General features: G+C 31.3%; 22 protein-coding genes. 4 read left to right on the top strand and 18 right to left on the bottom strand.

Annotation, left to right across the window (positions count from 1 at the left end; all coding sequences use genetic code 11):
- From pstB to ACNMOQ_RS06605, 6 genes are all read right to left on the bottom strand, one after another.
- A complete protein-coding gene (gene pstB, locus ACNMOQ_RS06630) occupies positions 1-843 on the bottom strand; it encodes a phosphate ABC transporter ATP-binding protein PstB (protein ID WP_017000224.1) in 843 nt (280 codons plus the stop codon).
- Positions 844-865: 22 nt separating this feature from the next.
- Positions 866-1,768 carry a phosphate ABC transporter permease PstA gene (gene pstA / locus ACNMOQ_RS06625; RefSeq protein ID WP_064211047.1) on the bottom strand — a complete coding sequence of 301 codons (903 nt, stop codon included), beginning with the start codon at positions 1,766-1,768 and terminating at the stop codon, positions 866-868.
- A gap of 1 nt (position 1,769) precedes the next feature.
- Positions 1,770-2,699: a phosphate ABC transporter permease subunit PstC gene (pstC, locus tag ACNMOQ_RS06620; RefSeq protein ID WP_017000222.1), complete on the bottom strand. Its 930-nt coding sequence runs from the start codon at positions 2,697-2,699 to the stop codon at positions 1,770-1,772.
- Positions 2,700-2,765: 66 nt separating this feature from the next.
- Positions 2,766-3,719: a PstS family phosphate ABC transporter substrate-binding protein gene (locus ACNMOQ_RS06615; RefSeq protein WP_017000221.1), complete on the bottom strand. Its 954-nt coding sequence runs from the start codon at positions 3,717-3,719 to the stop codon at positions 2,766-2,768.
- A gap of 585 nt (positions 3,720-4,304) precedes the next feature.
- Complete coding sequence (locus ACNMOQ_RS06610; protein ID WP_064211060.1) at positions 4,305-6,299, bottom strand: peptidoglycan D,D-transpeptidase FtsI family protein; 1,995 nt, start codon at positions 6,297-6,299, stop codon at positions 4,305-4,307.
- A gap of 313 nt (positions 6,300-6,612) precedes the next feature.
- On the bottom strand, positions 6,613-7,215 hold the full coding sequence (locus ACNMOQ_RS06605) for a superoxide dismutase (RefSeq protein WP_016998592.1): 603 nt from the start codon (positions 7,213-7,215) through the stop codon (positions 6,613-6,615).
- A 163-nt stretch (positions 7,216-7,378) separates the two neighbouring features.
- Here ACNMOQ_RS06605 and ACNMOQ_RS06600 point away from each other — a divergent pair, with 163 nt between their 5' ends.
- From ACNMOQ_RS06600 to ACNMOQ_RS06590, 3 genes are all read left to right on the top strand, one after another.
- Positions 7,379-8,140: a DUF1189 family protein gene (locus ACNMOQ_RS06600; RefSeq protein ID WP_016998591.1), complete on the top strand. Its 762-nt coding sequence runs from the start codon at positions 7,379-7,381 to the stop codon at positions 8,138-8,140.
- 33 nt (positions 8,141-8,173) lie between these two features.
- The gene (ispG, locus tag ACNMOQ_RS06595) at positions 8,174-9,247 is read left to right on the top strand and encodes a flavodoxin-dependent (E)-4-hydroxy-3-methylbut-2-enyl-diphosphate synthase (protein ID WP_174700891.1); all 1,074 of its coding nucleotides are present in this window, start codon (positions 8,174-8,176) and stop codon (positions 9,245-9,247) included.
- 85 nt (positions 9,248-9,332) lie between these two features.
- Complete coding sequence (locus ACNMOQ_RS06590) at positions 9,333-9,896, top strand: 5' nucleotidase, NT5C type (protein ID WP_064204530.1); 564 nt, start codon at positions 9,333-9,335, stop codon at positions 9,894-9,896.
- A gap of 50 nt (positions 9,897-9,946) precedes the next feature.
- Here the strand turns inward: ACNMOQ_RS06590 and ACNMOQ_RS06585 are convergent, their stop codons facing one another.
- The 5 genes from ACNMOQ_RS06585 to ACNMOQ_RS06565 all read right to left on the bottom strand — a co-directional run bounded on the left by ACNMOQ_RS06585 (position 9,947) and on the right by ACNMOQ_RS06565 (position 14,863).
- Complete coding sequence (locus tag ACNMOQ_RS06585) at positions 9,947-10,360, bottom strand: Fur family transcriptional regulator (protein WP_016998588.1); 414 nt, start codon at positions 10,358-10,360, stop codon at positions 9,947-9,949.
- Positions 10,323-11,204 (bottom strand): metal ABC transporter permease, encoded by an 882-nt coding sequence (locus ACNMOQ_RS06580; protein ID WP_016998587.1) that lies wholly within the window; start codon positions 11,202-11,204, stop codon positions 10,323-10,325. Before ACNMOQ_RS06580 ends, ACNMOQ_RS06585 begins: the two co-directional genes overlap by 38 nt.
- A 520-nt stretch (positions 11,205-11,724) precedes the next feature.
- Complete coding sequence (locus ACNMOQ_RS06575) at positions 11,725-12,522, bottom strand: metal ABC transporter ATP-binding protein (protein WP_064204529.1); 798 nt, start codon at positions 12,520-12,522, stop codon at positions 11,725-11,727.
- Between the two features lie 106 nt (positions 12,523-12,628).
- On the bottom strand, positions 12,629-13,519 hold the full coding sequence (locus tag ACNMOQ_RS06570; RefSeq protein WP_016998584.1) for a deoxyribonuclease IV: 891 nt from the start codon (positions 13,517-13,519) through the stop codon (positions 12,629-12,631).
- A gap of 9 nt (positions 13,520-13,528) precedes the next feature.
- Complete coding sequence (locus tag ACNMOQ_RS06565; protein WP_416350371.1) at positions 13,529-14,863, bottom strand: DEAD/DEAH box helicase; 1,335 nt, start codon at positions 14,861-14,863, stop codon at positions 13,529-13,531.
- Between the two features lie 148 nt (positions 14,864-15,011).
- Between ACNMOQ_RS06565 and ACNMOQ_RS06560 the strand changes: the two genes are divergently transcribed.
- Positions 15,012-15,980: a 4-hydroxy-3-methylbut-2-enyl diphosphate reductase gene (locus ACNMOQ_RS06560; protein ID WP_016998582.1), complete on the top strand. Its 969-nt coding sequence runs from the start codon at positions 15,012-15,014 to the stop codon at positions 15,978-15,980.
- 182 nt (positions 15,981-16,162) lie between these two features.
- On the opposite strand, the gene ACNMOQ_RS06555 is transcribed toward ACNMOQ_RS06560, so the two are convergent.
- The 7 genes from ACNMOQ_RS06555 to ACNMOQ_RS06525 all read right to left on the bottom strand — a co-directional run bounded on the left by ACNMOQ_RS06555 (position 16,163) and on the right by ACNMOQ_RS06525 (position 22,816).
- A complete protein-coding gene (locus tag ACNMOQ_RS06555) occupies positions 16,163-17,254 on the bottom strand; it encodes a Nif3-like dinuclear metal center hexameric protein (RefSeq protein ID WP_416350370.1) in 1,092 nt (363 codons plus the stop codon).
- Positions 17,254-17,919, bottom strand: coding sequence for a tRNA (adenine(22)-N(1))-methyltransferase (locus ACNMOQ_RS06550; RefSeq protein ID WP_416350369.1), 666 nt, complete (start codon positions 17,917-17,919; stop codon positions 17,254-17,256). Before ACNMOQ_RS06550 ends, ACNMOQ_RS06555 begins: the two co-directional genes overlap by 1 nt.
- A gap of 54 nt (positions 17,920-17,973) precedes the next feature.
- Entirely contained in the window at positions 17,974-18,330 is a 357-nt protein-coding gene (locus ACNMOQ_RS06545) for a c-type cytochrome (protein ID WP_064204527.1), read from the bottom strand.
- Positions 18,331-18,430: 100 nt separating this feature from the next.
- Positions 18,431-19,540 (bottom strand): RNA polymerase sigma factor RpoD, encoded by a 1,110-nt coding sequence (rpoD, locus tag ACNMOQ_RS06540; protein ID WP_416350368.1) that lies wholly within the window; start codon positions 19,538-19,540, stop codon positions 18,431-18,433.
- Between the two features lie 26 nt (positions 19,541-19,566).
- Positions 19,567-21,339, bottom strand: coding sequence for a DNA primase (gene dnaG / locus ACNMOQ_RS06535; protein ID WP_016998577.1), 1,773 nt, complete (start codon positions 21,337-21,339; stop codon positions 19,567-19,569).
- Between the two features lie 11 nt (positions 21,340-21,350).
- Entirely contained in the window at positions 21,351-22,166 is an 816-nt protein-coding gene (locus tag ACNMOQ_RS06530) for a pyruvate, water dikinase regulatory protein (protein WP_016998576.1), read from the bottom strand.
- Between the two features lie 14 nt (positions 22,167-22,180).
- Complete coding sequence (locus ACNMOQ_RS06525) at positions 22,181-22,816, bottom strand: helix-turn-helix transcriptional regulator (protein WP_016998575.1); 636 nt, start codon at positions 22,814-22,816, stop codon at positions 22,181-22,183.
- Between the last annotated feature and the right edge of the window lie 89 nt (positions 22,817-22,905).

The following is a 22,905-nucleotide window of genomic DNA, read 5'->3' as shown; positions in this document are numbered from 1 at the left end:
TTAACCAAATCTCCCTGAAATGTAATCTTCAGTTTGTTTGTCAGCCGGATTAGAAAAGATTTTGTCAGTGTTATCAAATTCATTTACGTATCCATTTAAGAAGAAAGCTGTTTTATCAGAAATTCTAGCTGCTTGTTGCATGTTATGTGTAACAATAATGATAGAGTATTTTGATTTTAAGTCTTGTACTAACTCTTCAACTTTAAGTGTTGATATTGGATCTAAAGCCGATGTAGGTTCATCCATTAAAATAACATCCGGTTCTATAGCTAAACAACGTGCAATACAAATTCTTTGCTGTTGTCCCCCAGATAAACTGTAAGCATTTTGATCTAATTTATCTTTACACTCGTCCCAAATTGCAGCGCCTTTTAAAGAACGTTCTACAATTTCATCGAGAATTTTTTTATCTGTAATACCATGAATTCTAGGTCCATAAGTTATGTTATCATATATTGATTTAGGGAATGGATTTGGCTTTTGGAACACCATACCAACATTCGTTCTTAATTCTTCAACACTATATTTCTTATCAAAAATATTTTTATCTCTATAAATAATTTCTCCAGATGTTTTTACACTTGGAATTAATTCAATCATACGATTTAACGTTTTGATATAAGTTGATTTACCACAACCAGATGGTCCTATAATTGCTGTAACTTCATTTTCAGCAATATCTAAATTTATATTTTTTAAAGCATGGAAATCACCATACCATAAATCTAAATTATTTGTTTTGTATACAATATTTTTTTCTTGTTCTATAATCTTTTTATTTTCTAAGTTTTCATTTGATGTAGCATTTTGAGATAACTCTCTTATTTTAACGTCTGTCATCATTATGACCCCTCTTCATTTTGATTTAAAGTTTACGTTGATATTTATTTCTAATATAAATAGCTATTGAGTTCATTATTATGAGTATGATTAACAATACAATAATTGCCGCTGATGAGACCAATTGGAATTCAGCTTGGGGCAGTTTAGCCCAGTTGTATATTTGCATTGGTAACGCCTGGAATGAATCAAATATACTATTTGGTGTTTTCATTAATATGGCTGGTATACCGATTACTACTAATGGAGCAGTTTCTCCTAACGCTCTCGATAAAGCTAATATGGTACCAGTTAATATTCCTGGTATAGAAGCTGGCAATACAACATTTTTAATTGTTTGCCACTTAGTACTGCCTAAGCCTAAAGAAGCTTCTCTAATAGACGAAGGCACTGATTTTAGCGCTTCTTGACTAGCTACAATGATAATTGGCAATATCATTAAAGACATCGTTAGTGCTGCTGCTATTACCGATTTCCCTAATGATAAATTCTCAAATCCTGCGCCTCGAACAAATATTGTTAGCCCTAATAAACCAAAGACTACTGATGGTACACCTGCTAAGTTAGAGATGTTCACTCTAATGAATTTTGTGAACCAATTTTCTTTAGCATATTCCACCATGTATATAGCTGTTCCTACTCCAAGAATGATTGATATTGGTGCAATCGTCATCATTAACCAAAGTGTACCAATTAACGCACCTTTAATACCTGCACTGCTTGGTGTCGTAGATGAGAAATTAGTAAAGAAATCCACATTAAGATGTGTCATTCCTTTTCTAAATATATCAAATAACAAAATAGCTAATACGACTAAACCTATTAGTGTACAAATTAAAAATACACTTTTAATAACTTTATTTTTCATTAGCCTAGTAGGTAATTTTTTGCGAACTATTGATTGATCTACTAAATTTGTATTCGACATATTAATACTCCTCTCTAAAGCGCTTCGTTACCCACTGAGAAATGATGTTCATAATAAATGTGAATAAGAACAATGTGAAACCAACCGCATATATACTGTAATAAATATCAGAACCATATGTTGCGTCGCCAGTTGCAACTTGAACAATAAACCCTGTCATGGTTTGTATAGAACCTATTAAACTAAATGATGAATCCGGTGTGCTACCAGCTGCTAGTGAAACAATCATTGTTTCACCAATTGCTCTAGAAATCGCTAATACAATTGAAGCAATGATGCCTGATAACGCTGCAGGAAACACTATTTTTGTAGCAAGTTCAAATTTAGTAGCTCCTAAACCTAATGCACCCTCTTTAATAGAATCAGGTACTGAACTCATAGCATCTTCACTCATACTTGTAATCATTGGTATAATCATGACCCCCACGACTAAACCTGGACTAATTGAGTTAAAGCTGCCTAATTCTGGGAAAACGCTTCTTAATATTGGTGTAACAAAAGTTAAAGCAAAGAAACCATAAACAATAGTTGGTATACCCGCTAAAATTTCTAAAATCGGCTTAATAATTCTTCTTGATTTATCCGATGCATACTCACTTAAATACAGTGCTGCTCCTAATCCAACTGGTACAGCAAAGACTGTTGCAACTGCAGTTACTTTTAAAGTACCGAGAATTAGAGAGAAAATTCCGTATTTAGGATCGGAAGAAAACGGCGCCCATTCTTTTGATAGTAGGAATTCCATTGGATTTACTCTTGTAAAGAAAGTTACTGTCTCAGTTAAAAGTGTAAATAATATCCCGATAGTTGTAAGTACTGAAACAGAGGCAATAAGTAGCAATACAATTGGAACTGCTTTATCAGCAAATACTTTTCCTTTATTATTATTATTTTTCTTTATTAATTCTTGAACAGAAGTTTGTTCTTTCATACAATTGACTCCTTCATTTTGAAAAAGGGCGACATTAAGACGCCCTTAGCTTTGATTGATTTTTAATTATTTTTTAAACTTTTCTAATGTTTCTTTATCTTTGTCATATTCTTCATCTTTAAGTGGAACATATCCTGCATCTTTAGATGCTTTCTTAGAATGTTCAATTACATATTCCATAAATCCGTGGAATGCATCATTTTCTTCTAGTGATTTATTTTTAGCGTATACAAACAATGGTCTACTTAAAGGATAAGAATTATCATTTATTGTTTTTTCTTCTGGTGCTATTGCTTTATCTTTATCGTCTTTAATTTTCACTGCTTTTAATGAATCTTTATTTTCTTGATAGAAGTTATATCCAAAGAACCCGATTGAATCTTTGTTATCTTGCACTGATTTAACAATAACGTTTGTATCAGCATTTTTTTCTGATTTTAAATCTTTCTCATCTAATACTTCTTCACTAAAGAAATCGTAAGTACCGTGAGATTGGTCTGGTGAAAAAGCTTTTATTTTTTTATCTGGGAATTTAGAATTTACATCTTTCCAAGTTTTAGCTTCACCATTATAAATTTTTGCTAGTTCATCTTTACTCAATTCGTCTACAAAATCATTTTCTTTATTAACTGCTACTGTTAAACCATCTTGAGCTACTTTAAATTCTGTATATTCTATGTTTTCTTTTTTAAGTTTCTCTTTTTCTTCATCTTTAATTTCTCGAGATGCATTCGAAAAGTCTGTTTCACCAGCGATAAATTTTTCAAATCCTCCACCAGTTCCCGAAACCCCGATTGATACTGACACATCAGGCTGATCCTTTGAGAATTCTTCATTTATTTTTTCCATTACAGGTGCTACTGTTGAAGAACCATCACCTTTAACTTCACCACTTAATTTATCGTCTCCAGAAGATTTGCTTTCTCCTGAACTAGATTTTTCTGCTGCGCCTCCACAAGCACCTAATAATAGTGCAGAACTTAATGCAGTTGTAGTTCCAATCAATTGCCATTTTTTCATGTCAAATCCTCCTATTAATTACACCCTTAATCTTTATTACATCTTCACTTTACAATTACTTTATTAATTACAAATAAACCTAATGTAAAGTTTGTGTTAAGACGTTATGAAAACGTTTATATCGTCATTAGTTGTGACAAATATAAGTCGAAAAGGCATAAAACGGCTAAATATAGCTGATAAAATAAAAAAGGAGCTTGGAACATAAATCCTCACTCAAAATAAATAAGTCCTCACTTTACTGATTTATTCAGTTAGAAATGAGATATTATTTTTATATAAACTTCAATTTTGTTCGTACATGTTTGCCTAGAGTATCTACTCTCTTCTTATCCTTCATAAACAATAAGCGCGAGTAGTAGATTGGTTATGTTGCACGTGGACCTCGTCTTGCAACATTCAGAGTCTTTATATTGCACGTGCGCCTTCTCTTGCAACATTCAGAGGCTTTATGTTGCACGTGGACCTCGTCTTGCAACATTCGAGGGCTTTATGTTGCACGTGGACCTCGTCTTGCAACATTCGCTACTTTATTTACACAAATAAGAGGCTGAGACAATTTATTTGTCTCAGCCTCTTTATGAATTACTTTTTATCTTTAAAGTAATAATTTATGATATCTCTACCTAAGTCCCCACCTGGTAACCATGGTTCTGGTACTGGTTGGTTTGTATATGTGATTGAGAATGATAACTCAGGGTCTTTAGCTGGTGCATATCCTACATATGTTGAGTTAACCTGTGGTTTACCATCTTTAAATACTTCTGCTGTTCCAGTCTTACCTGCTGATCTAACTACAGTATCATGGAAACTAGAATACCCTGTTCCTTCTTCTTTATTAAATGCCATATCGAAACCTTTTTGGACTTGTTTTATTTCTTTATCATTATTGTTTACTTTGTTCATCACTTCACCTTTAAATGATTTCTTAATAGGTCCAAGTGAATCTTCATTAGTAGAATTTCTAATTTCTTTTGCTAAGTGTGGTTTTAAGCGGTAACCATCGTTAGCTATTGTAGAAACATATTGTGATAATTGTATTGGTGTATAAGTATCAAATTGTCCAATTGCTAAATCAATATAATTACCTGGATTATCTTTAATAGGTTCGATTTGACCTGCTGTTTCATTTGGTAAATCTATACCTGTTTTAACACCTAACCCTACTTGGTTTAACCCTTTTCTTAATTTAATACCGGCTTCTTCCACATCAGATGGTAATGACATACCACTATTATATGGTGTGCCCGCTAATAATAATGCTGTTTTATACATAAACACGTTAGATGAATGCATAAGTGCTTCAGCATCTGTTATTCTCTTCGTACCATCTTGGTTAAAGTAAGAACGTTTTGTTAAACCACCACTAAATTTTAATGGTTCATCGACCATTGAATCTCCAACTTTTAATGCATCGTTTTGATAACCCGCTAATAAAGTAGCGCCTTTTACAGATGAACCAACTGTATATTGACTTGTAATATTTCCGATATGATTGTCAGTAATTTTGCCATTTTCATCAATATCTCGACCTGCCATTGCAAGTACATCACCATTTCTTGGGTCTTGTACAACAACCATCACTCGATCCATATCTTTGGCACCTTTATTTCGTAATGATTCTATATGTTTATCAACATATTCTTCAACTTTTTTCTGTAAATCTATATCGATTGTTAAGACAAGATCATTACCTCTAGATCCTTCAGATATAACTTCAGAACTTGTTATTTTTCCGGATTTATCAGTAACGTATTTCATTTTTTTCTTAGAACCTTTTAGAATATCTTCATATTGGTATTCTAAATATGATTTACCTACTCTATCGTTTCTTGAATATCCTTTTGATAAATAGTCGTTTACTAATTCTTTCGGTAAACCTTCCTCTTTGCTAGAAACATCACCAAATAATGTTCTTAGTGTTTCTTCATATGGATATCTTCTTTCCCAGTCCATTGTCGTATTAACACCTGGTAATTCAGATAAATGTTGAGATACTGCTGCATATTCTTCATTGCCTACATCTTCATTTTTTATGACTACCGGGCTTAACTGAGAACCTGAATTCATTTCTCTAAAAATAGCTAAAACTTGTAAATCGTCTTTAGATAATTCATCTGTATATTTCTTCGTCACTTTATTGTATAAAGCTTCATCATAATCATCTTGACTTATGTTACCGTCAGAGAAAAGTGCTTGTTCATCTTTCATAAGTTTTTGCACTTTATCTTGATTTTTGATAATCCAGTAATCTTGTTTATCTCGATCTGTGATACGAGAAGTATCCATTTTTATTAAATGAGATAATTTTTCTGCAATATCTAAAATATCATCCTGACTCGTTCTTCTATCTCTTGTATATGTAATTGCTTTCTTAGATTCATTATCGACTAGTACTTTTCCATTTCTATCGTAAATTCGACCTCTAGGGACCGATTCGTTCACAGTTATTGATTCTGTACTATCAATTGTTCTCTTATACTCAGCACCTTTTACAATTTGTAAATACCCTAATCGCATAATTAAGACTGAGAATAAAATGACAACTATCCCTAAGATGATACTTACGCGTTTATTCATTAAAAGTCGAAATTCTTCTTCTTTAGATTTCTTTTTTAATCGTTTCAAGAACTAAACCTACCTTTTCAACTCTAATATAATACTTTCATAATATATGATTATAGCTAACAATGCTATTGATATAGTTGAAATTTTATAAAAAAAGAGAGCGAGAGGAAAATCTCTTTTTTCTAAAAAGATTTCGTTATCTCACCCCAGCTTGGATGATTAGGAATGAAAAAAGCTTGATATAAGAGAATTTCAATCCAATCAACTACTGCCAATAAAAAACAAGTCCGGGACAATTAATTATGCCCCGGACTCTATTAATAAATTATTTTGCTGCTTGGTATAATTCGTTTACTTTATCCCAATTTACAACATTCCAGAATGCACTGATATAATCTGGACGTTTGTTTTGGTATTTCAAGTAGTAAGCGTGTTCCCAAACATCTAAACCTAATACAGGAATTTTACCTTCAGATAATGGGTTATCTTGGTTTGGAGTTGAAACGATTGATAATTCACCGTTATCTACAACTAACCATGCCCAACCTGAACCGAAGCGTCCAGCTGCTGCTGCTGCAAACTCTTCTTTAAATTTGTCTAATGAACCGAAAGTAGAACTGATTGCATCTACTACTTCGCCTGATGGTTCAGAAGCATTTGGAGTTAACATCTCCCAGAATAATGAGTGATTGTAATGTCCGCCACCATTGTTTTGAACTGCAGTACGGATATCATCTGGTACAGAATTTAAGTTTTTAATAATATCTTCAATAGATTTACTTTCTAAGTCAGTACCTTTAACTGCATCATTTAGTTTTGTTACATAAGTGTTATGGTGTTTCGTATGATGAATCTCCATTGTCTCTTTATCGATGTGTGGTTCTAATGCATCATACGCATATGGTAATTTTGGTAATTCAAAAGCCATAAATAATCATCCTCCTCATTTGTTTTACATACTTATCTTATCAAGTTTATTCTATTTAAACAAATCTTTTGTTTATTAATATTCAAAATATTTAGTTTAGTATTTAATCATGTTGCACTTAAATCGATTTATCATTATTATTAATTAAGAATGAGGTGAACGCATGCAATATGTTAATGAATTAAAGAGATTGATTAAGCATCCAAAAAAATATCCCATGTATAGAATTACTAAATTGAGATATGTTTTTCTACATATATTACTACTGAGTATAATTCTAATTATACCGAATACTATTCAGTATTTTCAAATCACTCAAAATATATCTACATTAGCTCACGAAGAAGTTGATGAAATTCCTAAGTTTAAAATACATAATAATGAAATGAAACTGTCTGAAGAAAAAATCATTAAACTAAATGATAAACATTCTATTGTATTTACTAAATCACAACAATTTAAAATGAAACCCGAACATCTAGTCGTCTTTAAACCACAGGACATAGAAATTTCAAATTATAATGATCATACTAAAATAAGTTATGGTTCTTTATCAAGTGTAATTCATGATGAAAAGGATTTATCTAGTTTTATCGATACTATTAATGCTTCCAAATATTTTTATTTCTCTATCATTATCTTACTATTATTGTTTATACAATTTATGAGTATTTCATTTAAAATTGCTATAGTTGCTTTTATAGGTCACTTAATTAGTATCCTGTTAAATAAAAAATCTAGATATATGACTTGGTTTAAAATGATAACATTTATTATATCTATTCCTACTTTAGTCTTATTATTAGGTATTCTTATTGGGAACGCTTTATTAATGTTTGTATCATGGTGTATAATAATTGTGGGCATTATTGTTACGGCGTATTATTTACCAAACGGAAAGAAACGTGCTAGTCTTAAACAATAATAAATTAAATAAAGGGGTCTTATCATGTCACAAATCACTCATCGTACTAAAACAAAGCCAGTTAAAGTGGGCAATTTAACAATAGGCGGTTCTGATGAAGTCGTTATTCAAAGTATGACGACTACTAAAACACATGATGTTGAAGCAACAGTAGCAGAAATCAAACGTTTAGAAGAAGCAGGTTGTCAAATAGTCCGTGTAGCTTGTCCTAACGAAGAAGATGCTTATGCTATTAAAGACATAAAGTCACAAATTAACATTCCACTTGTCGTGGATATACATTTCAATTATAAATTAGCATTAATTGCAATTGAAAACGGTGCTGATAAGATTCGTATCAATCCTGGTAATATAGGTAGAAGAGAAAAGGTAGAAGCCGTTGTAAAAGCATGTAAAGAAAAGAATATTCCAATAAGAATTGGCGTTAATGCAGGCTCTTTAGAAAAACATATTATAAAAAAATATGGTTACCCTACTGCAGATGGTATGGTAGAAAGCGCATTACACCATATTAAAATACTAGAAGATTTAGATTTCCATGATATTATCGTATCTATGAAAGCTAGTGATGTTAACTTAGCTATAGAAGCTTATACTAAAGCAGCACAAGCTTTTGATTACCCGTTACATTTAGGTATTACAGAAAGTGGTACGTTATTTAATGGTACTGTTAAATCATCAGCAGGCTTAGGGGCTATTTTAAGTCTAGGCATTGGAAATACTTGTCGAATTTCATTATCTGCTGATCCAGTTGAAGAAGTTAAAGTAGCTAAATCTTTACTTAAAGCTTTCGGCTTAGCTAGTAATGCAGCTACTTTAATTGCATGCCCTACTTGTGGACGTATTGAAATTGATTTAATATCCATTGCCAACGAAGTTGAAGAATACATTTCTAACCTTCAAGTACCTTTAAAAGTAGCGGTATTGGGTTGTGCAGTAAATGGTCCTGGCGAAGCTCGTGAAGCTGATATAGGTATCGCTGGAGCACGTGGAGAAGGACTTTTATTCATGAAAGGTAAAACAGTTCGAAAAGTGCCAGAAGAAACAATGGTGGAAGAATTAAAAAAAGAAATCGATAAACTGGCAATAGAAATGGAAAAAGCATAAAGTTCAACAAAACAGGAAAAACAAATTAAGGCACAATAAATTTTATTTATTGTGTTTTTATTAAATTTATAAAAAGGTGATTTAAATGACTCGGAAACCAAGATTAGGAATAGATATTGATGGTACAGTTACATGTCCCAAAACTTTCGTTCCTTATTTACAGAAAGATTTTAATGAGAAATTACGTTATGAAGATATAACTGAATACAATTTAGCTAATGTATTAAAGTGTGAGGAAGAAGAAATGTTAAACTGGTTCAAAAATAATGAATCTTATATATATCAAAATTCCCCAGTTGCTGAAGGCGCTAAAGATATATTAAACCAGCTAAAACACGAATATGAATTATATTACATCAGTGCCAGACACCACTATTTAGAAGATATAACTAAGACTTGGTTTGATACACACAATATTCCTTTTGATCAAATCATATTAACAGGGAGCCACGATAAATTAAAGGTTACTAAAGAACAACGTATTGATGTATTCTTTGAAGATAAATTAGATAATGCTTTAGATATTAACGAAAAGCTTAATATCCCGGTCTTTTTATTCGATACGCCTTATAATCAAAAATCACTTAATAAAGGCATATATAGAATTAATAATTGGCATGACGTATCAAGCATTTTAAGTAAAATATAAAAAAGGACTTCTTCACTAGATTTAACAACTAATGAAGAAGTCCTTTTAATTTATCCCGTTTTACAATTTTCGCATTTACCGTATACTTCTAATTTATGTGAAGTAATTTCAACATTTCCTAACTGTTGTTTGATTACATCCATTGGACAAAAATCAATAACTTTTGTGTTTCCGCATGATTCACAAATAAAGTGATGATGGTGATGATCCTGACATGAAATTCTAAACTTCATTTCTCCATCTATTTCCGTACTTTCTATAATATTTAGAGATTTAAATAAATATAAGTTTCTATAGATAGTATCAAACGATAAACCTTTGTAATCATCTTTCAAAGCTTCTTGAATATATTTAGCCGTTATATATTTATCTTCATTAACAAATAATGAAATAATATCGCGGCGTTTATTTGTATATTTATGTCCTTCACTCTTCAAGATTTGAATGGCCTCTTCTACTTTCAAGATGATAGCCTCCTTTTTTTATCAATACTTTACTATAAGTAATACTTCCTAATAACTCTATTATCAATAAACCTACTATAATACCACCCGGAGAAATATTCAAATAGAATGAAAGTATTAATCCCAGTATTACAGATAATTCACCAAATAAGATACTTAATCCTATTAGTTGTTTAAAGCCTTTTGCTAGTCTCATACTCGTAGCAACTGGTAAAGTCATTAAACTACTGACTAATAATATTCCTACAACTCTCATTGAAGCGGAAATAACTAGCGCTACAATGACAATGAATAATAATTGAATCCACTTAGGCATCCCTATTACTCGAGAATATTCTTCATCAAATGATAAAACGAAAAGCGATTTATACAGCAACATAACAAATATTAATACGATGATTGTTATAGCCAATATCGTAAATAAGTCACTTAAATTTACAGCACTAATTGATCCAAATAAATAACCAAATAAATCTTGATTAAAGCCACTAGCTAAAGAAATAAAAATAACACTTATTCCAATACCTGCGCTCATAATAATTGGTATCGCGATTTCTTGATAATGTTTGTATTCAGTTCTTAACTCTTCAATTAATAAAGCACCTGCTATCGAAAAGATAATACCGAACCATATAGGATTTACAGCTGCAAATACTGGACTAATGCTCATAAAGAATAATCCCATAGAGATACCACCAAGCGTCACATGGCTCAATGCATCCGCTATAAGAGATAATCTTCTTACAACGATAAAAGCCCCAATTAAAGGCGCAATTAGCCCAACAAGAATACCACTAATAAACGAATATCTTATAAAATCAAAATTCATAAAAGCATCGATCATACACAGCACGACCTTTCGAGCTCATATGATTGTGTATGCTGTTCATACGTAACCCAATACGCATTAGAATCATTGGGTGTACCTTCCATATATCATAACTCCTAACCATTTTTGTTTTGTTTATTATACTTTAGTTTATGTAGCAAGAAGCTAATCACTTAAAATCATATTTATCCTATTAACTAACATTTTCATTTAAGTTACACAATTCTTACTTTTTTATTAATAATTTTTATAGTCATTTAAAGTACTATTAGTAGTGTAAATCGTATTCATTACTAAATCAACCTTAATTGTTTTATAAAATAAAGTTTTAACCTCAATGTATTATTTTAAAATAGTAATAAAAAATAGCCGCTTGTGTAGCACCACAAACGACTAAACTTCAATAAGCTATGGTAAAGTAGACCTATTATTATCTATGGCCTAACATTTTACACTTAGTACACCACCCAAAGCTACTGAGTGTTTTTAGATTTATATAGTAACATTACATTTTGTAATGCGCAATATTTTTTGTCTATTCGCTTATGGCTTCTTCTTCAACACAACAACTTCTATCGTGCTGATGGTCTACGAACTGGACTGGATGTCCATATATTTTAGAAATAGCTACTTCATCTAATGATTTGAATGATTCGCTTGTTCCATGGAAATGTAAGTGTTGGTTTAGGCATGCTACTTTACTTGCCGTGTCTGCAACTACACCAATGTCGTGTGTTACTAAAATAATTGTGATTCCCTCTTCTTTCAGTTGTGTTAATAACTGATAGAATTCTGATACGTGTCGTGCATCTATACCAACAGTTGGTTCATCTAATATTAAAATGCTTGGTTTAGATATTAAAGCACGTGCGATAAAAGTTCTTTGTTGTTGCCCTCCTGATAATTGGGCTATATTTTCATTTTTTAAATTACTTATATTTAAACGTTCTAATATTTCATCGACTTTTGCTACATCATCTTTATTAAACCATTTAAACAAACCTTTATTTTTAGTTAATCCACTCATAACAACTTCTTTTACAGTTGCAGGAAATCCTGAACTAAATGCGTTAGATTTTTGAGATACATAACTTATTTTTTCCCATGATTTATATTGGTTTATTTTTTTACCACTTATATATATATCACCCTTTTGTAAAGGTAATAATCCTAAAATTAATTTTAATAACGTAGACTTACCTGATCCGTTCGGACCTACAATAGCTAAAAAGTCTCCTCTGTATATTTGGATATTAATATCTCTTAATGCTAATTTACTAGGATAACTATAACTTATGTTTTTTAATTCGAAAATTGGTGTTTCATTTTCCACATTATTCACCTCGTCAATAGATTACTATACAACGATTATTTATAAATGTAAATATTAATGTTTACGAATAAAAAAAGAATGCTATATGATTAGCATTCTTTTTTTATTATTGATTAAATATTTTATCTTTTAAATCTGGATCAAATGTACCATTCTTTATCATTTCAATCTCAAATTTATATGGTGGTTTTTTATTTTTCTTATCATCACCGACATATGGTGTTTCTAATATTTTTGGCACGTCATTGAAAGCTTCATGGTTTACAATATAATGTAATGCATCATAGCCAATAGAACCAAAACCTATATTTTCGTGTCTATCTTTTCTCGCACCTTGTGGGTTTTTACTATCGTTAACATGTAGCACTTTAATTCTATCAAGCCCTACAATTTTATCGAACTCATTTAATACACCGTCAAAGTCTTCTTTAACATTATATCCAGCATCATTTGTATGACATGTATCAAAACATACTGATAACCTTTCGTTATGTTCTACACCATCAATGATTTGAGCAAGTTCTTCGAAAGTTTTACCACATTCTGAACCTTTACCTGCCATTGTTTCTAAAGCAATACGAACATCATTATCGTTAGTTAAAACTTCATTTAAACCTTCAATAATTTTTTTAATACCTTTTTCTTCTCCAGCCCCAACGTGAGCGCCTGGATGTAAAACAATATCTTTCGCCCCAAGTGCTTCAGTACGTTCAATTTCAGATTGTAAAAATTCTACGCCTAAATTAAACACTTCAGGTTTCGTTGTATTCGCAATATTAATAATGTAAGGTGCATGAACAACAATATTTGAAAGGCCATACTCTTTCATAGCTGCTTGACCATTTTCAATATTTAAATCTTCTATTTTTTTGCGTCGTGTGTTTTGAGGCGCTCCAGTATAAATCATAAATGTTGAAGCATTATAACTAGCAGCTTCCTCTGCTGCTTGAAGTAACATCTTCTTACCACTCATAGAAACGTGAGATCCAATTAACATATCTGACACCTATCCTTTTCTACTTTGCTTTTTTGTACGTTTAGAATGTGCTTTTTTCTCTTTGAATTTCAGCTCATCTAATTCTTTCTTGAATTTCTTTTTATATCCTGGTTTTACTTTATTTTTGTTGTTACGTTTAATTCTTTGTTTTAAACTTTGTTCTATATTATCTTCTTTTTTAACACGTCTTGTACGTTTTTGACGATCTTTAATCTCGACAAATTCACCATTTTTTATATCAACGTGATTAAATTTATAGTTTTTCTTTTCGATTTGCGTAATTAAATCATCTTCATCAGGCGTATATAAAGTAATAGCAATACCTTTATAGTCTCCACGACCTGTACGACCAACTCTATGTGTAAAGAAGTCAATTTCTTTTGGCAAGTCATAGTTAATAACATGGCTTACACCTTCAATATCGATACCTCTTGAAGCTAAGTCACTCGCAACAACAAATTCGAAGTCTAACTGCTTAACACGTTTCATTTGTTGTGTACGTTCTCTTGGTGATAATCCACCATGAATAACACCAACTTTATAACCATGTTCAGATAAATAAGCCACTAACTCATTTGCTCTATCACGACTATTAGCAAAAATAATTGCTAAGTATGGATTAATAACGTCCATTACTTTTAACATTTTCGCTTGTTTCTCTTCACCTTTAGTAGGTATTAAATAAAAATCTATATTATCTTTATTAGATGATTCTGTTTCTATTTCAACAAATTCTGGTTTATCTAAATATTTATTTAAAAATGGAAGTAATGCTTTAGGTATAGTTGCACTAAACACAGAAATTTGAGCAAATTTATCAAGTCTGCTAGCAATGCTGTCTACTTTAGGCATAAATCCTAAATCAATCATTAAATCCGCTTCGTCAATTACTACTGATTTTGCTAAATGTAAATCTAATGCTTTTTCTACAGCCATATCATCAATTCTATTTGGAGTTCCTACCACAACTTGTGGCGTGTTCTTAGACTTATCTATATCTCTTGATTTATCTGTACCACCAATATATAAATTGACTTTTATACCTTTTTTATATTCCGCTAAATGAGATGCAGCGTCATACAATTGTTTAGCTAACTCTCTTGTTGGAGCTAATATAATAACTTGTGGCTCTTTTAAATCTACATCTATTTTATCAAATAGTGGTAATAAAAATGCATGAGATTTACCCGTACCAGTTTGTGATTGTCCTATTATATTTGAACCCTTTTTAATTTTTGGTATTACACGTCGTTGTACTTCTGTCGGCTGGTTAAATTTCAAATCTTTAACTGCCTCAACTAATTCATTTTCTAATTGAAAATGTTCAAACGGATGCTTAGACATAAGCGACCCTCCTCGTTTCTTTTTCACTTCATATATTATATAGTAAATGAAAGTAATATGATAGAGTTTAAGGTTATTTTGATACTTTAATTAGTTTCAATCATTCTTGACACTTGTTATAATGATTAAGAATAAGGGGGGGCTTTGTATGGAAATCGTTAAAATAACGCCTAGAGGATATTGTTATGGTGTTGTAGATGCCATGGTTATTGCACGAAATGCTTCATTAGATAAAACGTTACCGCGTCCGATATATATTTTAGGTATGATTGTTCATAATAAACATGTGACTGAAGCTTTTGAATCTGATGGTATTATTACTTTAGATGGACCAAACAGACTAGAAATTTTAGAACAAATCAACGATGGAACTGTTATATTTACTGCGCACGGCGTTTCTCCAGAAGTTAAACGTCGCGCCAAAGAAAAAGGGCTTGTATGTATTGATGCCACTTGTCCTGATGTAGAAAACACACACCAATTAATTAGAAATATGAAATCAAATGGCTATAACGTTGTTTATATAGGTAAAAAAGGCCATCCAGAACCAGAAGGTGCAGTAGGAGTAGCACCAGATATTGTACATTTAGTTGAAACAATTGATGATATTAATGCTTTACCCGAGTCTTTAAAAGATAAAAAATTAATCGTAACTAATCAAACTACAATGTCTCAGTGGGATGTTAAACACCTTATGGACGAATTAAAAGAACAATATCCAAATATCGAAATACACGAAGAAATCTGCTTAGCGACTCAAGTTAGACAAGAAGCTGTTGCTAACCAAGCAAACCAAGCTGATTTATTAATTGTTGTTGGCGACCCAAAAAGTAACAACTCTAATAGATTAGCACAAGTCTCTAAAGAAATTGCACATACAAATGCCTATAGAATTTCAGATATAAGCGAACTAAAAATTGAGTGGTTGCAAGGTGTAAGTACCGTTGCAGTAACAGCAGGTGCTTCCACTCCTACACCAATTGTTAAAGAAGTAATTGATTATATTAAAAATTATGACCCAACAAATATTGACGTTGAAAAACTTAAAAGTAATGTGCCAGTTGAAAAAATATTACCAAAAATTAAAAAACCAAAGCCTGTAGAAATTATGAAGTAATAATGATTAAATATTATAAGTTGCAGTGAAAGATTCCAAATCGGTGGAGTTTTTCACTGCTTTTTTATAGGGTAAGTATTAAATAGATAAGTTTTATTGGATTAATTAAATAAAAAAAGTCTGCGACACAAACAAATGTCCCAGACTAATTGATTAAACCTATTAATTGTACTTATAGTTTATTACATATATTCGTAAGGATCAGTATTAATATTTGATGATACAACGTTTATTTCACCATTAGTCCAATCTTCTAGTAATGATTTTAATCCGTCTTTCATGACATATTCACTATAGTGATTGGCATCTAATACGTTTATACCATCCATTATTGAATCTAAAGCTTCATGATGTTTCACATCGCCTGTAATAAATAAATCAGCCTGTTTATTTTTAGCGATATGAGCATAACCAATACCTGCTCCACCTACTATAGCAATTCTCTTAATAGTAGCTTTTTTATCACCTATAAAACGAACTGCTGGTATATCTAACTGTGTTTTATAATGTCCAACAAAATCCTCTACAGAAAGTTCTTGTGGTAATTCTCCTATAACACCTAAACCTACTGAAGAAGCTTTCTCCATTTTAATAAAATCAAAAACAGGTTCCTCATAAGGATGATATTCGTATAATAATCGTGTTGCTAAAGCTTTATCTTTCCCATCAATCATTAACTCTAATTTCGTTTCATAAACTATTTCTGTTTTATTAGATGTACCTATATGGGGATTAGCATTTTCACTTGGCTTGAATTGGCCTTTACCTTGTGATTGGTAAAATACATTACTATATTCTTCTGTTTGAGCTAATTGATGATTATCAAATGCCTTTTTCATTTCTTCTACGTTTTCATCTGGTATAAATATTTGCAGTTTATAATATGTTTCATTTTGCTTATCTAAAATTTCCACATTAGTAAGTCCTATTTTCTGACCTATCATATAACTTACACCTTTATCATACACATCTAAATTTGTATGAAGAGCAATTAATTGTATGTCATTTTGGATTAATTTTCTTATAATCGGTCCATAACTATCATTTGTGATGTTTTGAACACCTTTAAAAATTAAAGGATGATGTGCGATAATCGTATTGATATTTTGTTCAATTGCTTCATCTACTACTTCATTCGTGCAATCGAGAGTTGTTAGTATACCATTCACTTCATTTTCTTGGTTACCAATCAACAAACCTACATTATCCCATGATTCACTACTTGAGAATGGTACATGCTTATCTATTACTTGTAATAAGTCTTTAATAATCATCATAGCACCTCTTTAATCTGTTTTATTTGCGCCTGTATTTCATTATAACGAGTTTGGTCTTTATGATTTTTTAGCTGATTACTAATATTCTCTAAAGATTCAATTTCTCTTTCCCATTTTTCATAAAATAATTCATCTTTTTCTATCATCAATTTAGGACCAAACTTTAATTCATTCTCACTTAATTGCATTTTCCCTTTTTTAGCAACAATAATCTCGTATATATGCTTTTTATCTTTAATCAATTGCTCTGCTTCAATGTTGTATCCTAACATTTGCAATACTTGTCTAATTGGTAACGCATGTATATTAGCTTGTAATATTAAATCAGGGTAATGTATCAATTTTTCTTTACCTTCATCTAATATTTGAGCAATTAAAGGTCCACCCATACCACATATTGTAATAACATCTACCGTATCATTTACAACTTCTAATCCATCGCCTAACTTTATCTCAATAGACTTCGAAAGTCCGTGTAACTCGGTGTTTTTTTGAGCTGATAGAAATGGCCCTTTAACAACTTCCCCTGCGATAGCTTCTTTTACTAAATTATTTTGAATGGCGTAAATAGGCAAATAAGCATGGTCTGATCCTATATCTGCTAATTTATTATGATTTAAGTACTCACTAACTTTTGTTAAACGTTTATTTATTTGGATCATGACATTTTCCTTTCATTAAAAAAATCTTTTGCCAAGGCAAAAGATTTTTTATTATTATTTAGCATCTTCTTTTAAATATTTGACAAGTGTGTCTAAATCTTTGTCTGAAATAGTCGCTTCGTCATGCGCAGGCATTGAACCTTTACCATCACGGATGATTTTTTTCATTTCACCAGCGTCTTTAGAACTACCAGCTAATTTAGGACCCATTCCACCTTCAAGATTTTGTCCATGACAACTTGTACAATTATCTTTTGCAAATGTTGCAGCGTCAAACTTCTCAGTTTTTTCACCGCCACCTTTGCCTTCTTTTTCTTCATCCTTGTTAGCACCATGTGCTGACATGAAGAATATTAATCCCACACCGAGTAATAAAATCAGAATAAACGGGAAAACAGGATTACGATTCATTCATACAACCTCCCTTTTATTAAACCTTCATACAATTATATTTTATATTAAAACAACGCATTGTCAAAGGCTTTTTGGGATTAATATTAACTTTTACAAATTAGTCCATAAAATCTTTCAAGCGTTTACTTCTTGATGGGTGTCTTAATTTGCGTAAAGCTTTTGCTTCGATTTGTCTAATACGTTCTCTTGTTACACCAAATACTTTTCCTACTTCTTCTAAAGTACGTGTACGACCGTCATCAAGACCAAAACGTAATCTTAATACATTTTCTTCTCTATCCGTTAATGTGTCTAAAACATCCTCTAATTGCTCTTTTAATAATTCATAAGCAGCGTGGTCAGAAGGACTTTGTGCATCTTGATCTTCTATAAAGTCACCTAAATGACTGTCATCTTCTTCACCAATAGGCGTTTCAAGTGACACTGGTTCTTGAGCAATTTTCAAGATTTCGCGTACTTTTTCTGGTAGTAAATCCATTTCTTCACCAATTTCTTCTGGTGATGGATCTCTACCTAAATCTTGTAATAATTGTCTTTGAACACGAATTAATTTATTAATCGTTTCTACCATGTGTACTGGAATACGTATAGTACGTGCTTGGTCAGCTATAGCTCTAGTGATAGCTTGACGAATCCACCATGTAGCATAAGTTGAGAACTTGAATCCTTTGTTAAAGTCGAATTTTTCTACAGCTTTAATAAGCCCCATGTTACCTTCTTGAATAAGGTCTAGGAATAACATACCTCTACCAACGTAACGTTTAGCTATACTTACTACAAGTCTTAAGTTCGCTTCAGCTAAACGAGACTTCGCTACTTCATCGCCTTTTTCTATTCTTTTAGCTAATTCAATTTCTTCTTGTGCTGTTAATAGATTTACACGTCCTATTTCTTTTAAGTACATTCTTACTGGGTCATTTATTTTTACACCTGGAGGAGCACTTAAGTCATTTAAACTTAATTTATCATCAGTATCAGTAGAATCTTTTTCGTTAATAAGGTTGATTTCATTTTCGTTGATCAAATCAAAGAAATCATCCATTTGATCTGAATCCATTTCATAATTTTGCAATTTATCAGCAATTTCTTCATGACTTAAATGTCCAGCTTTTTTACCTTGTTCAATTAATTGATGCTTAACTTGTTCAATTGTTAAAACTGCTTCATTGTTAGCGCTATTGATTTTATTTAATTCTTTGTCAGACATGAATAGGCCTCCCGGTTATTTAACTCTTACATTCTATTCCGATTATATTGTACAATTTGTTCCAAATACTGTCTTTGCAACGCCATATCACCTGATTGCATTGCTTTATTTAATTGTTCATTTAAATATTCGATTGTATTTTCTTTAATTTCTTCAGGACTGATTATATTAATATAGTCTTCAATTTCTTCACTTTCTGGATCGTCATTAATAAGCAATGAATCGAGGTACATAACGGTTTCCATAATATTATGATCTTCAATGTAACTCGAAAAATCACTAATATTAAAGACATCGTTATTCTTATAATACCCATTTAAACGTGAAAAAATCACTCTATTATTCAATGAAGTAAAATCTTCTTGATTAATCCTAGAATGATATTCTAAAAACAACTGTTTTTGATTCATAAAATGTTTTATTAATGCTTGTTCAGCTCTACCGACTTTATCTAGTTTTTTTTCCTTGAAATCCGGAACATATTGGTCGTAATCGATAGTATTTTGAACTATATTAGGCGAGAGTTGATTTTTTAGACTGTTAACATCTACTTTATACAAATCAGCAACTTGTTGCAATACTTTTTTTCTTAAAAAGTCTGAGCGAATAAGATTTATATCATTAATTAATTCTTCTAAGTGTTGCTCGTGTTTTAAATCGTTGTTTTCATTAGCATAATATAATTGTTGTGCTTTAAATCCAACAAATGATTGTTTTTGGCTATCTACAAACGATTTAAACGCTTCGTTTCCGTACTCTGTAATATAATCATCAGGGTCCATTTTTTTAGGTAAATGAACTACATAAACATTTATGCCTTCATTTAATAATATTTTACCTACATTTAAAGCCGCTTCATTCCCTGCGAAATCTCCATCATACAGCAAAGTTACATTAGATGCCAGTTTTTTGACCATAATAATATGTTCTTTTGATAAAGCTGTTCCCATTGTTGCTACAACTTGCTTTATATCCGCTTGATCTGCTTTAATAACATCCATAAAGCCTTCTAATAATATCACTTCATCGTTTTGTCTAATAAACTTTCTTGCTCGATCGATATTATAAAGCATTTTTCTCTTTTGAAATATAGGAGTTTCTGGGCTGTTTAAGTATTTAGGTGTCTGATCTGTATATGTACGCCCTGAGAAACCAACTGTTTTACCTTGAAAGTTTAATAACGGGAATATTATTCTATCTCTAAATCTGTCGAAATAATCAAAAGTTTCATCATTTCTACTTAATAACCCTGCCTCAAACGCTAATACTGCATCATATCCATTTTTTTCAAGAAAATCATGAGTAAATTTAGAATGGTTAGGTGAATAACCAATTTTTCTATCATTAATTAATTCATCTGTAAATCCTCTAGATTTTAAATATGCTAAAGCTTCTTCGCCTTCTTCAGTATGTTTCAAAATATAATGAAAGTTATTTGCCATTAGTTCGTGCATTTCAATCATTTTTATATGATCGTCTACTATTGCCTCAGAAGAACTCGGTTCATTACTTTCAACATGAATATCTACTCTACTTCCAAGTTCTTTTACTGCTTCAACAAATGGAATATCCTTAATTTCTTGAATAAATTGAAAGACGTTACCACCTTTTTTACAACCAAAACAATGACATATTTGTTTATCTTCAGAAACAGAAAAGGACGGTGTTTTTTCATCATGGAAAGGGCAAAGTCCAATATAATTACGACCTCTTTTTTCTAACTTTACATATTCACTTACAACATCTAATATGTCATTTTTTTCCCGAATTTCGTTTATTGTTTCTTGTTCAATTCTCATTATTTCACCCTTTAGCGGTTTTGTTGAGTAATGATTTTTATAATATCATTAGCTGTTTCTTCTATTGCTTTATCTGACACATCAAGTACAGGACAGCCAATTTTATCAACTACTTCTTCAAAATAGTGTAACTCTTCTTCAATACGGTCATCTTTCGCATAATTTGCATCATCACTTAAACCTAATTGTATTAATCTCGCTCTTCTAATGGCATTTAAATTTTTTTGATTAATTTTAAGCGCTATACATTTTTTTGGATCAATATCAAATAATCCTTCTGGAGGTGCTACTTCCGGAACTAATGGAACGTTCATCACTTTATATCTTTTGTGAGCTAAGTATTGCGATAAAGGGGTTTTAGAAGTTCTAGATACGCCTATTAGTACAATATCTGCTTTAGGTAATCCTCGTGGGTCTCTTCCGTCATCATATTTAACAGCAAATTCAATAGCTTCAATCTTCTTAAAATAATCTTCATCTAATTTATGAATATTGCCTGGTTCATTAAGAGACTTTTCATTTAACTCATTGCTCAGTATTGTCATTAATGGCCCCATAATATCTACGTTTTCTATGTTATGTTCTTCTAGTTGTTCCTTTAAGTAATTTCTCATATCAGGTTTAACCAATGTATATACAACGATTGATTTTTGTTCTAAAGCGAGTGATACTACTTCATTAATATTATTTTCATTTTCGATGTAAGGCAATCTAACAATATCTAATGCATTACCTTCTGTTTTAAATTGTGAAGTACATGCTTTAGTTACAAGTTCAGCTGTTTCTCCTACTGAATCAGATGCAATGATTATTCTAATTTCTTCCATTTGAAATATTCCTCCTACTCGTCTTCGATAAGTGAAACAAAAGCCCTAGTTATAGTAGTTTTTGTTATTCTACCTTTAACCTTCAATTTATTATCTTTTACTTTTTTTACTACCGGTAATGCATCAATTTGCTTATCAATTAATAATTTAGCAGCATAGATTAATAAATCTTCTTCTAAACAAACTGTAATGTTTGGCATGCGGCTCATATTTATACTTACTGGTGTCTCTTTTAAGCTTTGACCACCAATTGCTGCTCTTAAAAGGTCTTTTCTTGAACATACACCTATTAAATAACCTTCTTTATCGATAACAAACAATGTTCCTACATCTTCTAAAAACATTTTACAAATTGCTTCATATACTGAAACACTTTCTTCTATAACAACTGGTATAGCCATAGATTCTTTAATTGTTATTTTTTTGATAGAATCACTTAATAATTGTGTACTAGATTTTCCTGTATAAAAATACCCTACCCTCGGTCTGGCATCTAAATATCCAGCCATTGTTAAAATAGCGAGATCCGGTCGTAAAGTTGCTCGCGTTAAGCTTAATCGTTGAGCAATTTTTTCTCCTGTTATCGGGCCATTATTTTTCACAATTTGAACGATTTGCTCTTGTCTTTGATTTAATTCGATTTCTCTCACCCCTTCAAACACAACTCAGTTATATTGATTATAACATGACTGATAAAATATACTCAATTTGAATACTTGTTTTTACTTGATTAGTACCA

The sequence above is a fragment of the Mammaliicoccus lentus genome, from assembly GCF_947036595.1.
GTDB classification, from domain to species: Bacteria; Bacillota; Bacilli; order Staphylococcales; family Staphylococcaceae; genus Mammaliicoccus; species Mammaliicoccus lentus.
This window is presented reverse-complemented; position numbering and strand designations above follow the sequence as displayed.

Coding starts and splice junctions, on each gene's coding strand:
- ACNMOQ_RS06570 (WP_016998584.1), bottom strand. CDS start 13,519: ATGTTAATTGGATCTCACGTTTCTATGAGTGGTAAGAAGATGTTACTT.
- ACNMOQ_RS06590 (WP_064204530.1), top strand. CDS start 9,333: ATGACTCGGAAACCAAGATTAGGAATAGATATTGATGGTACAGTTACA.
- pstC (WP_017000222.1), bottom strand. CDS start 2,699: ATGAAAGAACAAACTTCTGTTCAAGAATTAATAAAGAAAAATAATAAT.
- ACNMOQ_RS06560 (WP_016998582.1), top strand. CDS start 15,012: ATGGAAATCGTTAAAATAACGCCTAGAGGATATTGTTATGGTGTTGTA.
- ACNMOQ_RS06555 (WP_416350370.1), bottom strand. CDS start 17,254: ATGATTATTAAAGACTTATTACAAGTAATAGATAAGCATGTACCATTC.
- ACNMOQ_RS06565 (WP_416350371.1), bottom strand. CDS start 14,863: ATGTCTAAGCATCCGTTTGAACATTTTCAATTAGAAAATGAATTAGTT.
- ACNMOQ_RS06610 (WP_064211060.1), bottom strand. CDS start 6,299: ATGAATAAACGCGTAAGTATCATCTTAGGGATAGTTGTCATTTTATTC.
- pstB (WP_017000224.1), bottom strand. CDS start 843: ATGATGACAGACGTTAAAATAAGAGAGTTATCTCAAAATGCTACATCA.
- ACNMOQ_RS06605 (WP_016998592.1), bottom strand. CDS start 7,215: ATGGCTTTTGAATTACCAAAATTACCATATGCGTATGATGCATTAGAA.
- rpoD (WP_416350368.1), bottom strand. CDS start 19,540: ATGTCTGACAAAGAATTAAATAAAATCAATAGCGCTAACAATGAAGCA.
- ACNMOQ_RS06600 (WP_016998591.1), top strand. CDS start 7,379: ATGCAATATGTTAATGAATTAAAGAGATTGATTAAGCATCCAAAAAAA.
- ACNMOQ_RS06550 (WP_416350369.1), bottom strand. CDS start 17,919: ATGATCCAAATAAATAAACGTTTAACAAAAGTTAGTGAGTACTTAAAT.
- ACNMOQ_RS06580 (WP_016998587.1), bottom strand. CDS start 11,204: ATGATCGATGCTTTTATGAATTTTGATTTTATAAGATATTCGTTTATT.
- dnaG (WP_016998577.1), bottom strand. CDS start 21,339: ATGAGAATTGAACAAGAAACAATAAACGAAATTCGGGAAAAAAATGAC.
- ACNMOQ_RS06530 (WP_016998576.1), bottom strand. CDS start 22,166: ATGGAAGAAATTAGAATAATCATTGCATCTGATTCAGTAGGAGAAACA.
- ACNMOQ_RS06615 (WP_017000221.1), bottom strand. CDS start 3,719: ATGAAAAAATGGCAATTGATTGGAACTACAACTGCATTAAGTTCTGCA.
- ACNMOQ_RS06545 (WP_064204527.1), bottom strand. CDS start 18,330: ATGAATCGTAATCCTGTTTTCCCGTTTATTCTGATTTTATTACTCGGT.
- pstA (WP_064211047.1), bottom strand. CDS start 1,768: ATGTCGAATACAAATTTAGTAGATCAATCAATAGTTCGCAAAAAATTA.